This is a genomic window from Loktanella sp. IMCC34160 (genome assembly GCF_004145845.1).
GTDB lineage: Bacteria > Pseudomonadota > Alphaproteobacteria > Rhodobacterales > Rhodobacteraceae > SELP01.
The window spans coordinates 28,242-44,893 of the sequence record NZ_SELP01000004.1; the positions used below are offsets into that span (position 1 = coordinate 28,242).

Consider the following 16,652-nt stretch of genomic DNA (forward strand, 5'->3'; position numbering starts at 1 on the left):
TTACTTCTTCTTGCCAAAACCACTCAGGCCGGAGGGCAGGCCGCCGCCGCCGCCAAGGCCGGGCAGCCCGCCGGGCATCTTGCCCTGCAACGCCTTCGCGGCCTCTTCCATCGCCTTGGGGTCGTTCAAGTCGGGCATTCCACCCGGCAGGCCACCGGGCATCCCGCCCTTGCCGAACATGCCTTTCATGGCCTGCTTCAGCATCCCGCCTTTGCCCATCTTGCCCATCTTCTTCATCATGTCGGCCATCTGCCGATGCTGTTTCAGAAGCTTGTTCAGTTCGGACACCTCAAGACCCGCGCCCTTGGCGATCCGCTTCTTGCGGCTGGCCTGAAGCAGGTCGGGGTTGGCCCGTTCGATCTTGGTCATGGAATTGATCAGGGCGATCTGGCGGCGCAGGATGCTGTCGTCAAAGCCGGCCTGCTCCATCTGCTTGGCCATCTTGCCCATGCCCGGCATCATGCCCATCAGGCCTTCCATGCCGCCCATCTTGATCATCTGTTCCAGCTGCATCTTCAGGTCGTTCATGTTGAACCGGCCCTTCTGGAACCGTTTCATCATGCGCTCGGCCTGTTCGGCCTCCAGCGTCTGCTGGGCCTTTTCGACAAGGGCCACGATGTCGCCCATGCCAAGGATGCGACCGGCGATCCGGGACGGCTCGAAGGTTTCCAGCGCGTCCATCTTTTCGCCAAGACCGACAAAGCGGATCGGCTTGCCGGTGACAGCGCGCATCGACAGGGCCGCGCCGCCGCGCCCGTCGCCATCCATCCGGGTCAGGACAACGCCCGACACGCCGATCTTGTCGTCGAATTCCTGGGCGACGTTCACCGCGTCCTGACCGGTCAGCCCGTCAACGACCAGCAGGGTTTCGCGCGGGTTGACCACGTCGCGCACATCGGCGGCCTGCTGGATCAGTTCCGCGTCGATGTGCAACCGGCCCGCGGTGTCCAGCATATAGACGTCATAGCCGCCAAGGCTGGCCTGGGTCTTGGCCCGCTTGGCGATCGCCACGGGGTTTTCGCCCTTGACGATCGGCAGGGTATCCACGCCGATCTGGGCGCCAAGGATTTGCAGCTGTTCCATCGCCGCCGGGCGGTTCACGTCAAGCGAGGCCATGAGAACCCGCTTGCCTTCGCGTTCCTTCAGCCGTTTGGCAAGCTTGGCGGTGGTGGTGGTTTTCCCCGAGCCCTGAAGGCCGACCATCAGGATCGGCGCGGGCGGGTTGTCGATCTTCAGCGCGCCGGGGTCGCCTTCGCCGGTCAGGACATTCTGCAGTTCGTCGTGGACGATCTTAACGACCTGCTGGCCGGGGGTGATCGACTTGGTGACGGCCTGACCGGTGGCCTTGGCCTGAACCGCCTTCACGAAATCGCGGGCGACGGGAAGCGAGACGTCGGCCTCGAGCAGGGCAACGCGAACCTCGCGCAGGGCGGTCTTCACGTCCTCCTCGGACAGCGCGCCCTGTTTGGTGAGCCGGTCGAAGACGCCTGACAGGCGCTCTGACAGATTTTCAAACATTTCGGCCCTCCTGAGACCCGTTACCACCTGTCCGATCCAGATAGGGTCGAACGCTCAAATCACAACGGCGCCCACGGGCGCAACGCGCTGGTGGACGGCGATCCCCGCAAAATGCACGAGGACCGGAAAGTCAGGCTTTCCGGATGTTGGGCGGTCTCTACGCGCGCGCGGCGAGGGAGTCAAGCCACCCGGCAGGTGCCGATGGCCCGGCGCACCCTAGTTTCCGGCCCGCGCCGCCATCATGTCGTGCACGGCGTCCATGCCACGATCAGCCATGGCGCTGACCTCGGCGGCATGGGTGTGCAGGGCGGCGACGATGTCGGGGTCGGTGGATGTCTGAACGACGACAATGCCGTCCTCCGACACCTCGATCGTCGTTTCGATCGCCTCGGGGCGGTCAAAGAAGATGTCCAGCGTCGGGCTTTGAATGATGATCCCGGGGTCGCGTCCTTCTTCGACGCGGGCGATCATGCCGACCACATGGCTGACCAGCACATCCATCACCTCCGGATCGCTGGACCGGGTGATCGTGCGGATGCCGTCAGGCAGGTTTTCGACCTCGCGGGTGATTGTGTCGAAGTTTTGGAACATCACCGCCAGTTCGGTGCTTTCCTCTGGCGTCGCATCGCGACCGCGCAGGCCGGGCATCACGGTTTCATCATGGCCCATGCCGCTGGCCATATGTTCGGCATGCAGCCGGTCATGGTCCATCACCATCCGGGCAAAGCTGTCATGACCCAGAAAGGCCCAGCCAGCCCCGGCGGCGGCGACAACAGCGGCCAGAACCGCGATCACGGCAATCATCCGGCCATTTGATTTCTGTTTGCTGGGTTCGGCCATCGTCACACTCCACTTGGGTCTGGCACAGACCTAGCGCCTTGTCCGGTTCCCAACAATGCGGCGAAACCGCCGGTCAGAAATCAAGGCCAAGGTCCAGGGTCTGCGCAGAATGGGTAAGCGCCCCGGAAGAGATGTAGTCGACCCCGGTTGCCGCAACTTCGGCAATGCGCGGCAGGGTCATATTGCCCGAGGCCTCGGTCACGATCCGGCCCCGGCACAGGGCGACGGCCTGCCGCAGCGTGTCCGTGTCCATATTGTCCAGAAGGACCACATCCGCCCCACCCACGGCCAGCACCTCTTCCAACTGGTCCAGCCGGTCGACCTCGATCTCGACCTTCATCATGTGGCTGGCGCTGGACTTCGCGGCCTCCAGCACGGCGCGGACCCCGCCGGCGGCGGCAATGTGGTTGTCCTTAATCAGGATCGCGTCGGACAGGGAATAGCGGTGGTTGAACCCGCCGCCGTGCACCACGGCCTGTTTTTCAACGATCCGCAGGCCGGGCGTGGTCTTGCGGGTGCAGGTGACGCGGGTGGCGGTGCCTTTCGTCTGGGCAACAAAGGAAGCGGTCAGCGTGGCGATCCCCGACAGCCGCCCGGCAAAGTTCAGGGCGACCCGTTCCCCCGACAGGATCGACGCGGCGGCCCCTTCGATGGTCATCAGCGTGTCGCCCGGGGCAACGGCATCCCCGTCCGTCTTGAGGGTGTTCACCTTCAACCCCGCATCAACCAGATGAAAGGCGATCCGCGCGATCTGCATCCCCGAAACGACCCCCGCCTGACGGGCATTCAGCCGCGCCTGATAGGTGGTCCCCGCCGGGATGACCGCCCGCGTGGTCACATCGCCATAGGTGCCAAGGTCTTCCATCAGGGCCGCCCGGACGAGCGGTTCAAGGATCAGGTCGGGCAGGGGGGCATGGGACATTACTTGGCCTCTTTCACAACGGCGGCGCGCAGCGCCAGCGCATCGGTCAGGGTAATCCGGGTACGGCTGGCCTGCGCCGGATCGGGGGTCGGGAAATCGTCGCGGAAATGGCCGCCGCGGCTTTCCTCGCGCATCAGCGCGGCAGCGGCGATCAGGGTCGCCGTCGCGGTCATGTTGTGGAACCCTTCGGCGGGGTTGTCCTCTTCCAACCGGGCGATGGTGCGTAACGCGGTCCGCAGCCCCTCGCCGGTCCGGCGCACGCCGACATGGTCGGTCATGGTCTGGCGCAGTTCCGCCACGGCGGCGGGATCTATCGGATCGCCCCCATCGGGCCAGTCGATGAGAACCGGCGCGGCGTCACTTTCGGCGATGGATTCGGCCAGATCCGAGGCGGCGGCGCGGGCATAGACCAGCGCCTCCAGCAGCCCGTTCGAGGCCAGCCGGTTCGCCCCGTGCAGCCCGGTGGACGATGCCTCGCCACAGACCCAAAGCCCGTCCAGCGAAGACCGCCCGTTCAGGTCTGTATCGACCCCGCCCATGTGGTAATGCGCGGCAACGGCGACCGGGATCGGGTCTTCCACCGGGTCGATCCCGGCGCGGGCGCAGGTTTCCGCAACCGACGGAAAGCGGGTCAAGACCTCGGGCCCCAAGGCGGCGCGGGTGTCCAGCATCGGGCGCTTGCCCGCCTGCGTCTGGGCAAAGATCGCGCGGGCAACGATGTCACGCGGGGCCAGTTCCGCATCCGGGTGGACATCCAGCATGAACCGCTCGCCATCGGCATTGATCAGGACCGCGCCATCGCCGCGCAGCGCCTCGGTCGCCAGCGGCGCCGGGTCTTCACCAATGTCAAAGGCGGTGGGGTGGAACTGCACGAACTCCGGATCGGCGATCAGCGCGCCAGCGCGGGCCGCGAAACCGATGACTTGCCCGCGAATGCGCGGCGGGTTGGTCGTATGGGCGTAAAGCCCGCCGGACCCGCCCCCCGCCAGAAGGACAGCCGGGCAGCGGATCAGCACCGGGGCAGACGGCGTGTCGGCCCGTTCCACCCAGACGCCTGTCACCCGCGCGCCCGCAGTTTCCAGACCAAGCGCCAACGCCCCTTCGATCACCTGCACCGACGGGGTCGCGCGGACCTGTTCGATGAGGGTTTCCATGATCTGCTTGCCCGCCTGATCGCCCTTCACCCGCACAACGCGGGCGGCGGAATGGGCGGCCTCGCGGCTCATGACATAGCCGCCCGCGCCATCCCGGTCGAACGGGGTGCCAAGATCGGTCAGGTCAAGGATGTGGTCGCGGGCATGGGCGGTGACCATCTGGGCGACGCGCGGGTCAACGGTGCCCGCGCCCGCCGCGACGGTATCTTCCGCATGGGCCTCGGGGCTGTCGGTCTGGGCCATGGCGGCGGCCACGCCCCCCTGCGCCCAGGCCGAAGACGCGCCTTCGCCCAACCGCTCGGGCGAGATCATCAGCACCGGGCGCGGGGCCAGCTCCAGCGCCGCGTAAAGCGCTCCAAGCCCGGCACCGACAATGACAACGCGCGTCGTTTCGATCACCGGCCCGATCCTATGCCGACAGGTCGATCATACGCTGCACGGCAACGCGGGCCTTCGCGGCGATCTCCGGGTCCACCACGACCTCGGCGGTCATCGTGTGCAGCGACCACAGCACCTTTTCCAGCGTGATCTTCTTCATGTAGGGGCACATGTTGCAGGGGCCGACGAAATCCACCTCGGGCAGGGCGTCGGCGATATTCGATGCCATCGAACATTCGGTCACCAGCATCGCCTTTTCCGGCTTCTCGGCGGTGACATAGTCGATGATGCCCTTGGTCGAGCCCGAGAAATCCGCCTCGTCCACCACGTCAGGCGGGCATTCGGGGTGGGCGATGATGCGGGTGCCGGGGTTCCACTCGCGGAACTCGCGCAGGTCCTGCGCGGTGTATTGTTCGTGCACGATGCAGGACCCGTCCCACCAGACGATCCGCTTTTGCGGCACCTGCCGGGCGACGTTCTGGGCAAGGTATTTGTCCGGGGTCATAATGACCGTGTCGCCCTCCATCGCCGCGACGATCTGGGCCGCGTTCGACGAGGTGCAGCAGATGTCCGACGCCGCCTTCACCTCGGCTGTGGTGTTCACATAGGACACGACCGGCGCGCCGGGGTATTTCGCCCGCATCTGGGCGATCCCCTCGGCGGTGATGCTTTCGGCCAGCGAACAGCCCGCCTCCATATCCGGGATCAGCACCGTTTTCGACGGGTTCAGGATCTTCGAGGTCTCGGCCATGAAATGCACGCCGCACTGGACGATCACATCGGCCTGAACCTTCGTCGCTTCGACCGCCAGTTGCAGGCTGTCGCCCACCACGTCCGCGATCCCGTGGTAGATATCCGGGGTCATGTAGTTGTGGGCAAGGATGACCGCGTTGCGCTCGGCCTTCAGCCTGTCAATGGCCGCGACATAGGGAGCGTGAATGGCCCAGTCCGCCGGGGTCACGACCCGGTCCATCCGGGCGTATCGGTCCGACATCGCCGCGGCGAGGTCGGGGCTCGGGGCAAGGTCGTACTGGGCCTGAAGTTCCTGCCGGATAGGGGCGAGATCAAGCATGGGCTGGCTCCTCCTGTCTGGGCCGCCGAAACGGGGTTGCGGGGGTTTAGGCCGCCGGGACGCGGATTTGCAAGCGCCCCAAGGACAGATGGGGACGGCACGGCGCGGTTTCAGGGGGAAAATCGGCCAAAAGACGCCCCAAAGGCGAGGATCGGAAACTTTCAAGGGGTGTCAGGGCGGGATTTCAACGGGGTGGTACGGGCAGGGCGGACTTGACGGCGCGCCGGAAGAACGGCCTCTTGCGGTGACGGCTACCTAGGGTTGCGAAGGGAGGCGGGTGAGAAGATGTCAGGTGCAGAAATGGCAGATCAGGGCGCGCCCCTTGTGTTGAAGGTCATCGGCCCTTTTCTCGACAATTTCTGTGATTTTTGTCGCAAGTGCTTGGGCTGAGGGCATGGTCCGCTTTGTTCATGGATTACTCTTGGTCTTGGCCATTCAATTTGTAGCTGCAATGACAAGCGCTATTCTCGCGCATGTCCAAGGATTGGAAATTGGGATTGCTATGCAAGAACCTACATTCTGGAATATGTTCAGCTTCCTAGCTCGGACCAATTTGGTCGGATATTCGGCGATGGTCGCCGCTTTCTTTGTTGCCGAGAAGCTTAAACGGTAGGGCATTTTTGCTTTGAGCCACCCGGACCCCTACTTCAGCCCGACCTCCCCAAGTCCCGCATGGGATGCAAGGAAGGAAATGCGCCAATGAATATCTCAAAAATTCTTGGTGCATTGATGGGGGGCTTGGGGTGGCTCATCCTTTGGCTCGTCATCTCGACCATTTGGATAAAGTATTCCATGTACAGCGTCTTGCCTGGTGGCTTGAGCCTGCCCGCTCCGACCTTCGTTTTGGAACATCCTTCTTGGTCAGGAGACCCGTCGTCCCAGTCAGGCGAAGCGGGGCTTGTGCTTATTGAAAATGCGATCATCTCGGCGACCTTTATTGTAATCTGCGTCGCCGCAGTCGCTGTCTCGTTGCTCAGACGGCGGCGCGGCCGATAGGATGTCGTGCCCCCATGTTGGAAAGCTACGATTCTAAGGTTACGCAACGGTTTTGATTACCTTTATCCACACAAATGGCCAGTCGGGACTGGTAGAGAATTGCGTCCAGGATCTTCCGTTCAGGCAATTCTTCTCCGCCATGGCTAAACCGCGAAACGGTTATGGTCAGGTATACTCGATGGCCTTGCGAGTCAGTTAGCATGAAGAATACAGGCAGGTTTGATATGTGCTCGGATCCATCAATCGCCTCTAGTTCCCAAGAGCCCGCAGTGCTCCAGTCAAACTCGCTATTGGTTGCAAGCGAAGCAGATTTGATTTCCACCCCCTCGAATTGCCGTGAGAAATCCGCGGAATAATATATGAAAGGAGTGACCAAGCTTCCGTCGGTATAGGTCGCGTTTTCTGTGTGCCTTTCTTCCATTCGATATGCCTCCGCACCTCCAATGCGTACGAAGAATTCTACGCTTTGAGTCTTAGAGCATGAGACCAAAGGTAATAGGGACAAAAGCAGTGTAGCTAGAGTCTTCACGTGACTACCTCCATTGATCGCCTTGGTAGAAGGTGTACGTTCCGAAAGAAAGGTGTTTGATATGAGCTTTCGAGGCCGCATCTCGGCACTTTCACACAGCCTTCAGAAGCCAAGCAAAGATGGATGATTTAGAAAGACAGACGAGTTTAGATCATGGCAGGCATCCGCCTGAAGAGAAGTCGGAATTGAGCCGCTGGCTGGTAGAAGCGGAGCTCATTTCGATCAGATTTCCGCGCCGCCGGTCGGACCTGCGGCTGGAGTTCTGGTCGAATGTGGAAAATGTCCTCCTTGAGATAACCTTCTATCAGGTCGCGTTCCTGGAGATTGGAAATGTCGGACGCGTCAACATCATCGACCGAGTGACATGGTGTGACGTCGAACAACCCGGACAGGGAGGGAGCGAGAGAACGGCCCGAAAGGTCTTCTCAGGCTGGGGTTTGCACCTTCTGAGCAAAGTGCCGGATTATCATCTCCAGAAGCTTTGGCGCGAAGTCGATGCCGGGGAAATCTTTCTGCTTGAGATCGAGCCGGTTTACGGGGCCTGCACTGTGATTGGCGCGCGCAGTTTTCAAACCAGAACCTTGGAGCAGAGTTGAAAAGGTCTGAAACAAGACGGTGGCCGGTTACCTGTTGCGGGACCAAACCCGACCCAATCCTTGCCGGGAATGCGGCTTTGGCTAGTTGTTTGCAGAAAGGGTTGATCCACGATGGCGTATAGACTTGCCGAACCGCCAATCTCGAAACCCTTGTGTGAAATGTCGAAGAAGGAGCTTGAAGCCTATCGGTTTTGGTTCGAGATCAGCGTCCCGCCAAGGCTTAATCAGCTGCGGTCTCTGGTCAGATTATCTCGGGGCTTTGGTGACTGGCCCACGGATTTCTCGCTATCCAGCCTTGATCGGCTAAGCGAATGGGGCAGCGACGTCTTGAAAGCGGACCCAAAGTGGTCGGAGTCCCCGACAGATCTCTCGATACTTTTCGATATCGGGATTTACATGGGCGAATGCTTGGTCAGTTCTTCGCCGTTGATCGTCTGGGAACAGAACATTCGGGCCCCAAGGAACGATGTGAATTTCGGCGCTATGGTCATAAACGGGCCATCTGATTTGAAATTCGACCCATACCAGATTGTTCATATTGCGTCCCTGAAGCTTAGGGATGGGCGATGTGACAGCGATTGGCTGCGCAGGACCTTTGATCTGCAACGCTCGCTCTTGATCGATGGGTGGGACGGTTTGCCTTTGTCCAAGTCCTGAGCGGCGGGTGGCTGCCGCTATGCTCTAGGGTGGATGCGCCCTCTCTCTTGCATGCCGCCCCGCCTTTGTGGATAAGGGGCCAAAGTGAAGGAGAGGCCGATGCGCGCACGAATCTACCGCCCCGCCAAGACCGCCATGTCGTCCGGCACCGCCAAGACAAAGCGCTGGGTGCTGGAGTTCGCCCCCGCCTCTGCCCGCGAGGTTGATCCGCTGATGGGCTGGACCTCTTCCACCGACACGCAGGCGCAGGTCCGGCTTTATTTCGAAACGAAAAAGGCCGCGGTCGACTACGCCGCCGAGAACGGGATCGACGCGGTCGTGGCCGAACCCAAGACCCGCAAGCCCAACCTGCGCGCCATGGGCTACGGCGAAAACTTCGCCACCGGCCGGCGCGGTGCCTGGACCCACTAGAGGCTTGCCAGCCCGCGCACCCCGCCGCTAAGACGGGGCCAGCGGTCCCTTAGCTCAACTGGATAGAGCAGCTGACTTCTAATCAGCAGGTTCGGGGTTCGAGTCCTCGAGGGATCGCCATTTTATCGTTAAATAACAGAATCTTATAGGGCCGCGCTTCTGGCGGTTATCCCCCGCCCACGCCGCCGGAAGCAATACGGAAGCACCGCGACACCGAATCCGACCGTTGCGGACCTGCAATAGGTCCTGTGAGTGATACACGGTGCCCGAATGAGGTTCCCGTCAGATTTGCCGCCTCCCGCCGCAATCAGCGGGCCAAGGCAGCGGGTTCGGCGGAACCTTTCGGCCTTTGGGGTCACCCAAGGTGAGTTATTGAAGAAGAAGGTGCACAAGAACCGCTTGGGCGATGTCGGACGTCGGTAGGGCGAGCAGGACGTAGCCAACCGCGCCAAGAGCGAGTGATGAATAGCGTGCAGCCGGATAGCGGTGCATCTGCCCGGCCCACCATTCGCGGGCTAGGTATCCAATGTAGTCGGCATGTTCACGAAACATGTAGGCGCGGACATCCGGTCTATAGCCCGATACAATTTTGCGCTTTGAACGCGGGTTTCCGAGGATGAACCAGAACTCGTCGGTTCGTTCGGCCCATTCGGGCGAGTGAACCCGTTCTTCCATAGCAGCAAGTTCGTAGACGCTGTACCGCTGGCGCACGAGTTCCGCAAACTCAAGTTCATTCTTCGACACGTCCAGTTCGGTGGGATGAAACAGGCGGTAGATCACGTAGGAGAGAAGTATCGCTAGGCTGCCAAAAAAGACCATCCGAAGCTTAGCAAGCCCACCAAACACAAACGGGGAGGGGGCATTCACATCAACCCCTGCGAGGACATCGAAGGACGCTAGACGTGCGATTTCGTCATTAAATAGGATCAGGTAGCCAGCAACAGGGATCAGAAGCACGACTTTGGTAAAGTCGTTGTCAGCAATCCCTCTTACAAAGTCCCAGCGGAACATTTTGGGAGCTAGTGAGGTTTTCATTCCAAAGATAAGACTCCGAACATGGCCAATCGAACATACTCATAGCTTTGTGCCGTGCAACGGCCCCAAACTGCCGTTCACTTCACATGTTGATTGCTGCGGTGCGGTCCGTCGAAGCAGTCATTCGCTGCAGGGCAAAGTTTGGGGGGCGGAGCTCGCACAATGAGGGGCCAAATCGCTCTTCACCAGCACCCTGTGAACCCCTATCGTTCTTGGCATGTGGCGACCTTGGCACCCCAACCAACGGGGCCCACATGAGCGTGGCAGAAGCTGAACAGGAGGCGGCGGAGTGAGATTAGGACGTGAAGAACGCGTGCGGTTCGCGGAGAACACCTATTACCACATCCGGCAGGAAATGCTGGAACACATCCGGTTCCGTAGACAGACTGCGCTAGGCTCAGTTGTCTTTGCAGTCGCAGTCGTAGTCTGGTTGCTTGGGGACGGCGCTACCGCTCTAGATGGTCTCCCGTTCCTAATCGCAACGCCTTGGATAATAATCTTGGTCGGTCTTCTTTCGACCGAAGCCACGAATAACAAAATCAAGGTTCACATCGAGTATCTGCGCGACGTGGAACTGCGTTATGAGAAAGACAGCTCCTTTGTCGGTTTCGAGCGTCATTATGAAGACAAGATGGATCGATCAAAGTCGATCATTCCGACTAGCGAAAGAGTGTGGACACGGATATTTCTTATTGGGGCGGCAACAATCGTCGCTTTCATGCTATTCGCGGATCAATCCAGTCGTCCAGCTCCCGAAGTCGCCCAACAAACCCAAGATTAGGAATGAACCCAACCAATCCTCGGTCTGAACCGGCTCCGATTGCGCGGTCCATGCGGCGCATGCGATGAATTCCACCTCTCCACCACCGCCCAGAACCTCAGGAAGCTCGCAATGCTCCTCCTGGTGCCCCTTGACCGCCCGTCCGGCGTGATCGAAAGGGCGTGCGCCCTGTCACGAGGTATCATCACCGCCACTGGCGTGCCGACTTTTTCAACACAATCGACTCATATGAGACATTCATCGTGCTCTCCCTTCGCTGCGATATGGCGCGTCCGCGGAGACATTCGCTGCGGCCTGTGGCCGTCTGCGTCATCGATGCAGGTAGCATGAATGTCTTTGAACGCGCAAACGCTGGCAAGATTGAGAAGAGCTTGAGATCTCCCGCCAAAGCCACGCTTCAGAAGTCGTCATCGCTCCACTCTTCGTCAAGCGCCGCCGGTGGCGGCAAGTGGCCATAGAAGGCTTGCCGGTGAAGGTGAATGTTGATCCGCGCAGAATACATTTTGGGCATTGTGTCGATTGCGAACGCTTGTCCTGCGGCAGTTCCTTCAATTAGCTGTTCACCCCAAATCCCGAGGTTCCCAGCCCAATAGCCACTGTCCAAAATTCGTTGAGCTGCAACTTGGAACGATACTTCGTCATCCTTGTCGCGCGCGAAAATCCATGAGGTGTCTGCGGGATAGTCGATACGGTTTTTGGGCTGACTGGCATGGCCATAGCTCCGGGGCTTGGTGGTGCCCCAATCGCCGTAGATTACCCTTGGGTGGTTGGTCGCCTGTTGCACTTGGGCTAGGAGGTCACGGTTAGTGAAGCCGTAAACACCTGTCCCATCAAATGGTGTGAAGTCCTTCGGAAACGAGGTGCAGGAAATGGCAATCGGGACTTCTGGCGGTATCGTTCCAAAGAAGCTGTTGGTATAGCCGCTGGCAAGGGCGGCCACTTGGAGCGGGTCCGATACCCAGCCAAACTCGAACACCACAGCATAGTCGTTCGCCCCCTCTGCGGCCAGTTCTGCCACCAGAGCAGGCATCCATTGCGGAATACCTGATCCGATACCCTCGGCAAGGTTCATCCGAAGGCAGAACGTCCGGCCATTTTCCCGTGCCCAAGCGATCTGTTCACGCGCGCTGTCGATTGTGCGCTCTGCCATGAGCAGACAGGGATTGGCGTTCGGATAGTCCGAGAGCAGGCCCCACCACATATCCAAGTCCGCCGGTTTAGCGGCCAACTGCGCCCATTGCTCCTTTGCCTCATTTGGCTTGTCGTTCACCCGGTAGTAGGTGTCCACGTCAATAAAATACGGGCGCGACGAGTATGATTCCTCAAACTTGTCCAGAGCGCGAGAGAGAGGCGAAGTCGCCAGCCAAGGAGCCAACAGCACAAGAGGTGTGAGCCGATCTTTGGTTGTCCCCGGCAGCTCTTTGAGCCCGCTCAGTTCGGCGGGACGGATGCCCAACGTTACCAGATACTCCTGAACATCCATTTCCTGCCCCGCCTCCTCACACCATCTGTAGCTTGATTTCCATCGCCGCAGTGGAAACGCCAAAGCGGCGGGCGAGATCCTCGATCACCTCGGGCGTCATAGGCCCGGAATATTCGGCAGTGGCCTCCGCAAGCTGCGCTGATGGGATGACGAGATCAGATGCAAGCCGGTTCGCCTCGTATTCAATCTGCATCGGCTGATCTGGAGCCCGCAGCAACACGTTCTCAGACCATCCATTTGCCGCCTCAACTCGTTCTCGATGGAGCAAGAAATGAGCAAGTTCGTGTGCAAGCGTAAAGCGCTGACGGTGCTTCGCCTCGTGTCGGTTGATGCGGATCACGAAGTCTCCATTTTCCTGGCCGATCTGGCCGGAGGTGCCGCGAGGTAAAGTAGACAAAAGGACCTTCACGCCAAGCCGCTTGGCGATGGCACCCAGCTTTACCGGATACTCGGCCAGATATTCGTCGATTTCTGCCCGCACCTCTGGCGCAAGGTTCAGGTATTCGTTGGAAGGCGATTTGACTTCCCAACCGTTTGAAGCCGCTATTCGGTGCATACTTCCGTCCATTTGTTCTCCCTCCTGTTTTGCTTTAGTCTTGGTCACCACCTTCAACCACGTCTTGAGGGTCCATCACTGGCCCACCCGAGTTTATCCGGTCGATAACCCTTCCAACTGCGTCATCAAGGGCGCCCGTTCGCACGAGTGCCTTGAGGATTTCGTCTCTGTGTTCATCGTCAGCAAGCACCACCTGCAAACCCAAAGGCAAAATCTCGCGGACTTTTTTGTCCACCTTTGGGTCAAGGTCCGCTTCCATGGTCTCGGTGATCTTAGTGGCGGCGGCGGTCTTTGCCTCGCTTGCCGCCTCGTCCTTTATCTCGCGCAAGGTCTTGAGTGCGACCAGACCAATCACCAACGCACCGACCGTTACCGCGAGGCCAACAGCACCAAGGAATATCGTCGCCACGGTCAGCAGCAGGTCAACGTAGTCTGCCCTCGTTGGGTCGATGTGGGCAGCTTGGCCCTCCGCCGGGAGCCCCCATCCGAACCAGAACACGACTGCGGCGACGGCGGCAAACCCACCGATTATCGCCCCTAGTATCGCCGCGACTAGCTTGCCCAATTACCACCTCCTGTCCGCCCAGATAGGAACATTTGAGGAACAAATCAACCTCAACTCTAGATCAGCCGCCTAGTCACGTCGATAGGAATCCCCAACTTTCAGAGATATTCGCCACGAACCCGGCCCGAAGATCGATGCTGAGACGGCACGGACTAGACATTTTATGATGAATGTCCGGCTTGGTATGCTCACCACAACCTTGAGTGCAGCGCCGCGAATTCACACTTCCCGCCCGCCCTACTCCTCTTTGGGCAGATCTAGTGGGAGCCATTTTCGACTATAAAGATGTACCTTTCCTTTGCCGCCTTCATCTGTGAATTCACCCTGTGAGGGTCGCTTTTGGCGTGATTGCGAAGTTTGTCGGACAGTTCCGGTAGGAATGCATCTAGCTCCTCAACCTGCCGCCCCTCCAATGCCGCCAATGTCACCACAGTCCCAAAGATGTTCCTTGTCAGGATGCCGATATGCGTTTCCCGGTGCACTTCTTTCATTGCTTGCGGGGCAACGCCGCTTCGTAGTTCTGTCAGGTCGTCGTTGATTTCCGCGCAGGCGATTTCCCATAGGAGGTGGTTCGGCCACCGGGCGCGGTTGCTGTCGCCGGGTGTGGGGTCGCAATAGCGGATCGTTTCGCAGGTTTGGCGGCAGAGGTCGCCGAAGCGGTCGAACAGGTCTTCCCAAGTTCGAATGTTCCATCGGTCCTTCAGGAGCGTTTTCCCGGCCCGCATTTCCACCCTCCAAATGCGGCTGTTGGCCGGATCGTTCTTTTCAAGCTTGAGAGCTGGAAGGTCGATCTCCATGCCCGCCAAATCGTCCAAGCGCTTTTGCCAAATCGTCCACCAATGTTCTTTGTGCTTTTTGATCACCTCCGCCCGCTTGTCGTAGATGATGACCTGTCGGTTCTTCGGACTGCCCACGGTCACAGACGTGACCCGACCCGACTTGCCAATGACCTTCATAGGCTCTTCGCTCAGGTAGTCGCGCCGATTGGTTGCGGCAGGCATGATAAAGTTTTCTGGCACCAGCCCGAAATCCGGGGCCAGAATGTCAACGCAGACATCCACGCGGGCAATGCTGACATCGGTTGGCTGGTAGTGGATACCCAGCTTGTCCAAGACTGCTTCCATGCGCCCCCTTGCGCCACCCAAACCAAATGTGGCGAGGAGTTCCGACCCCAGAGTCACCCGGATGCCCCAAGGGTCCTTGGGGTTGGGTTTCTTGAAGGCCCAGTTTGCGCCTTGTGGCCCACCTTTCGCGAGGAAGGCGTAGCCGCCGCCGCCGTGAGCTTGCAGGAGAAGTTTGACCCCGTTGTATTCTGTCAGAACGTCGTCACGAAGCTCTTCGGCCCGCGCCTTGTCCGTTTGGAGGTGCTGATAAAGCTCCGCCGGGAGGGTCGCCTTGATCGACAGCGTGACGGTGTCAAAGCCACGGTGCAGGACGGGCCATTCGGTGTGGGATGTATTTGATGAGGGGGGTGCTACACACACCCCCCTTTGGGCCGGATCGGGCGGGGAGGCTTCACCATAACAGGGGGAATTTGTGCCTCCGGCGGGGCAGCTTTTGTTTTGGGGCCGAATGGGGGCGGGGTTTGTTGTCTTCTTAGGCTGCATTTGACTGCCCCGCGATCCAGCTTTCGGCCCGTTGGGCGAGTTTGGAGAGGTTGAGAAGGTCGGCTTGGGCAAAGCTTGACGTGGTCTGCCATTGGCCAGCGGAGTCCTTGTAGGACCGGGACATATCGACGGTGTAGAACCCGTCATTGTCCCAGATCGTCGCGGTGATCGCTCCGATACGGAACTTGTGAGCCGGAAGTTTCGGCATGGTGTTTCCTTTCAACTTTGGTTGGCGGCAGACAAAGAAAGGGCGCGAGGTCGCGAAACCCCGCGCCCGTTTGAAAGCCTTTCGGCCCCAAAATCCCCTGAGGTGCTGCCAAGCCCTCAGGGGCAAAACCTGTTAGTGAGCGGCCTCGGACGTGTGTTGAACCGTCCGGTCATTGATCCACGCGAGGAGGTCGCGCCGACGGTAGCGAACCGACCTGGCCGAAACCTTCACGAACTTCGGGCCGCCCCCGCGATGCCGCCAGTTCTGGAGGGCGCGGACGGTGTAGCAAAGCACATCTGCGGCCTCGACTTCGGTCATCAGACGATCCAAGTCGTCAGGGTCATGATGGGTGGTTTGGTCGGTCATTCCTCTGCCCTCTCTTGGCTGTTCTGGCGTCGTGCCTGTGCAGCCAAAGTAGAAGAGCGTTGCCCGCAGAAAAACTTCCCAAGGGCAAGAAAACTTGCTTCGAAATCTTGGGGTGGTTTCTTTAGTTGTTGAATTTCAACTGGTTGGGCGGAAGAAGAATTTGAACCTAGCCTTTCGTCGGGAAAACCTCATGAGGTTTTGGTATCGGCCGATTTCTTCCTGCCGGGAGCCTTTGCTTTCTCAAGAGTAAAGAGTGTCCAAGCGCAATCAAAGTGGCTTCGACCTTCACCAGAGAACGCTACCGAATGAGCCTCTTTGACGTCTCCTCTGGTTGACACCTTGGTCGTCTTGGCAAGTTCAAGCTGATAGCAGCGGAGCCAATCCACTGTCCTTTGTTGAATGGAATCCTCCCTTTTCGGGATCAAGGGCAGTTCAAAGGGTGCCGCCCATATATCGAATTCATCTCTGTCAAACCCAACTGCACAACGTAGCCCTCCGTCCCTGTCAGGGAACTTTACCCAAGAGAACGCGAAGGAAAGTTCGAAATCGGGATTCAAGCAGAGAGATTTGTCGTCGATCATGGCGCTGGATGAATTGAGGGAGACCAATTTGAGTTCACCATTAAGGAGGCCTGTTGTGAGCTTCTCCTCAACCGCAACGCGCCGCTCGTACCGTTTTGCGTCGATCAAACGACAGTCGAAGGTCTCACCAAACCTGTCACGTTCAGCTCGAGCCTTCCGTATCGCGTCTTGGACGTTCTCCAAGGTCTCTTGGTGGACTTGTTTTGCGTCCTCTGACATCTCCGAAGTACCCATGGTGACAAGATTCAGTCCCTGATCTGAAAGGCGACGGAGGGTCCTCTCAAGGCGGTCTTTCTCGGCAATCAAGTCAGCGGATTCCGTGACGGACTTATCATAATAGGACGCTTCGATCCCTTCCCATTCATCCGGGAACATGAAGCACCCGGTTCGCCAGAAC

Annotated in this window: 18 protein-coding genes and 1 tRNA gene; 6 read left to right on the forward strand and 13 right to left on the reverse strand. The window is 59.4% G+C overall.

The window, feature by feature from the left end; translation table 11 throughout:
- From ffh to nadA, 5 genes are all read right to left on the reverse strand, one after another.
- Complete coding sequence (gene ffh / locus EU803_RS11215; protein ID WP_129682845.1) at window positions 1–1,518, reverse strand: signal recognition particle protein; 1,518 nt, start codon at window positions 1,516–1,518, stop codon at window positions 1–3.
- A 216-nt stretch (window positions 1,519–1,734) separates the two neighbouring features.
- On the reverse strand, window positions 1,735–2,358 hold the full coding sequence (locus tag EU803_RS11220; protein ID WP_242494350.1) for a hypothetical protein: 624 nt from the start codon (window positions 2,356–2,358) through the stop codon (window positions 1,735–1,737).
- Window positions 2,359–2,431: 73 nt separating this feature from the next.
- On the reverse strand, window positions 2,432–3,280 hold the full coding sequence (gene nadC / locus EU803_RS11225; RefSeq protein ID WP_129682847.1) for a carboxylating nicotinate-nucleotide diphosphorylase: 849 nt from the start codon (window positions 3,278–3,280) through the stop codon (window positions 2,432–2,434).
- The gene (locus tag EU803_RS11230; RefSeq protein WP_129682849.1) at window positions 3,280–4,833 is read right to left on the reverse strand and encodes an L-aspartate oxidase; all 1,554 of its coding nucleotides are present in this window, start codon (window positions 4,831–4,833) and stop codon (window positions 3,280–3,282) included. The genes nadC and EU803_RS11230 overlap by 1 nt, the downstream gene beginning before the upstream one ends.
- Before the next feature lie 10 nt (window positions 4,834–4,843).
- The gene (gene nadA / locus EU803_RS11235) at window positions 4,844–5,884 is read right to left on the reverse strand and encodes a quinolinate synthase NadA (RefSeq protein ID WP_129682851.1); all 1,041 of its coding nucleotides are present in this window, start codon (window positions 5,882–5,884) and stop codon (window positions 4,844–4,846) included.
- A 699-nt stretch (window positions 5,885–6,583) separates the two neighbouring features.
- On the opposite strand from nadA, the gene EU803_RS11240 reads away from it, so the two are divergent.
- The 5 genes from EU803_RS11240 (at window position 6,584) to EU803_RS11260 (ending at window position 9,193) form a co-directional block, all read left to right on the forward strand.
- A complete protein-coding gene (locus EU803_RS11240) occupies window positions 6,584–6,880 on the forward strand; it encodes a hypothetical protein (protein WP_129682853.1) in 297 nt (98 codons plus the stop codon).
- 648 nt (window positions 6,881–7,528) lie between these two features.
- A complete protein-coding gene (locus EU803_RS11245) occupies window positions 7,529–8,005 on the forward strand; it encodes a hypothetical protein (RefSeq protein WP_129682855.1) in 477 nt (158 codons plus the stop codon).
- A gap of 159 nt (window positions 8,006–8,164) precedes the next feature.
- The gene (locus EU803_RS11250) at window positions 8,165–8,662 is read left to right on the forward strand and encodes a hypothetical protein (RefSeq protein ID WP_129682857.1); all 498 of its coding nucleotides are present in this window, start codon (window positions 8,165–8,167) and stop codon (window positions 8,660–8,662) included.
- 99 nt (window positions 8,663–8,761) lie between these two features.
- The gene (locus tag EU803_RS11255; protein WP_129682859.1) at window positions 8,762–9,073 is read left to right on the forward strand and encodes an ETC complex I subunit; all 312 of its coding nucleotides are present in this window, start codon (window positions 8,762–8,764) and stop codon (window positions 9,071–9,073) included.
- Window positions 9,074–9,116: 43 nt separating this feature from the next.
- Window positions 9,117–9,193, forward strand: a tRNA-Arg gene (locus tag EU803_RS11260).
- A gap of 249 nt (window positions 9,194–9,442) precedes the next feature.
- Here the strand turns inward: EU803_RS11260 and EU803_RS11265 are convergent.
- Complete coding sequence (locus EU803_RS11265) at window positions 9,443–10,084, reverse strand: hypothetical protein (protein ID WP_242494351.1); 642 nt, start codon at window positions 10,082–10,084, stop codon at window positions 9,443–9,445.
- A gap of 313 nt (window positions 10,085–10,397) precedes the next feature.
- Between EU803_RS11265 and EU803_RS11270 the strand changes: the two genes are divergently transcribed.
- Window positions 10,398–10,889 carry a hypothetical protein gene (locus EU803_RS11270; protein ID WP_129682863.1) on the forward strand — a complete coding sequence of 164 codons (492 nt, stop codon included), beginning with the start codon at window positions 10,398–10,400 and terminating at the stop codon, window positions 10,887–10,889.
- 397 nt (window positions 10,890–11,286) lie between these two features.
- Here EU803_RS11270 and EU803_RS11275 read toward each other — a convergent pair whose 3' ends face one another.
- From EU803_RS11275 to EU803_RS11305, 7 genes are all read right to left on the reverse strand, one after another.
- Window positions 11,287–12,372, reverse strand: coding sequence for a beta family protein (locus EU803_RS11275; protein WP_129682865.1), 1,086 nt, complete (start codon window positions 12,370–12,372; stop codon window positions 11,287–11,289).
- Between the two features lie 16 nt (window positions 12,373–12,388).
- The gene (locus EU803_RS11280; protein ID WP_242494352.1) at window positions 12,389–12,976 is read right to left on the reverse strand and encodes an ImmA/IrrE family metallo-endopeptidase; all 588 of its coding nucleotides are present in this window, start codon (window positions 12,974–12,976) and stop codon (window positions 12,389–12,391) included.
- Window positions 12,963–13,493 carry a hypothetical protein gene (locus EU803_RS11285; RefSeq protein WP_129682867.1) on the reverse strand — a complete coding sequence of 177 codons (531 nt, stop codon included), beginning with the start codon at window positions 13,491–13,493 and terminating at the stop codon, window positions 12,963–12,965. The genes EU803_RS11280 and EU803_RS11285 overlap by 14 nt, the downstream gene beginning before the upstream one ends.
- Window positions 13,494–13,750: 257 nt before the next feature.
- Window positions 13,751–15,100 (reverse strand): hypothetical protein, encoded by a 1,350-nt coding sequence (locus EU803_RS11290; RefSeq protein ID WP_129682869.1) that lies wholly within the window; start codon window positions 15,098–15,100, stop codon window positions 13,751–13,753.
- Complete coding sequence (locus tag EU803_RS11295; RefSeq protein ID WP_129682871.1) at window positions 15,090–15,308, reverse strand: hypothetical protein; 219 nt, start codon at window positions 15,306–15,308, stop codon at window positions 15,090–15,092. Before EU803_RS11295 ends, EU803_RS11290 begins: the two co-directional genes overlap by 11 nt.
- Before the next feature lie 132 nt (window positions 15,309–15,440).
- Window positions 15,441–15,674, reverse strand: a complete 234-nt coding sequence (locus EU803_RS11300; RefSeq protein WP_207209192.1) for a helix-turn-helix domain-containing protein — start codon at window positions 15,672–15,674, stop codon at window positions 15,441–15,443.
- A gap of 188 nt (window positions 15,675–15,862) precedes the next feature.
- On the reverse strand, window positions 15,863–16,630 hold the full coding sequence (locus EU803_RS11305; protein WP_129682873.1) for a hypothetical protein: 768 nt from the start codon (window positions 16,628–16,630) through the stop codon (window positions 15,863–15,865).
- Window positions 16,631–16,652: the final 22 nt, after the last annotated feature.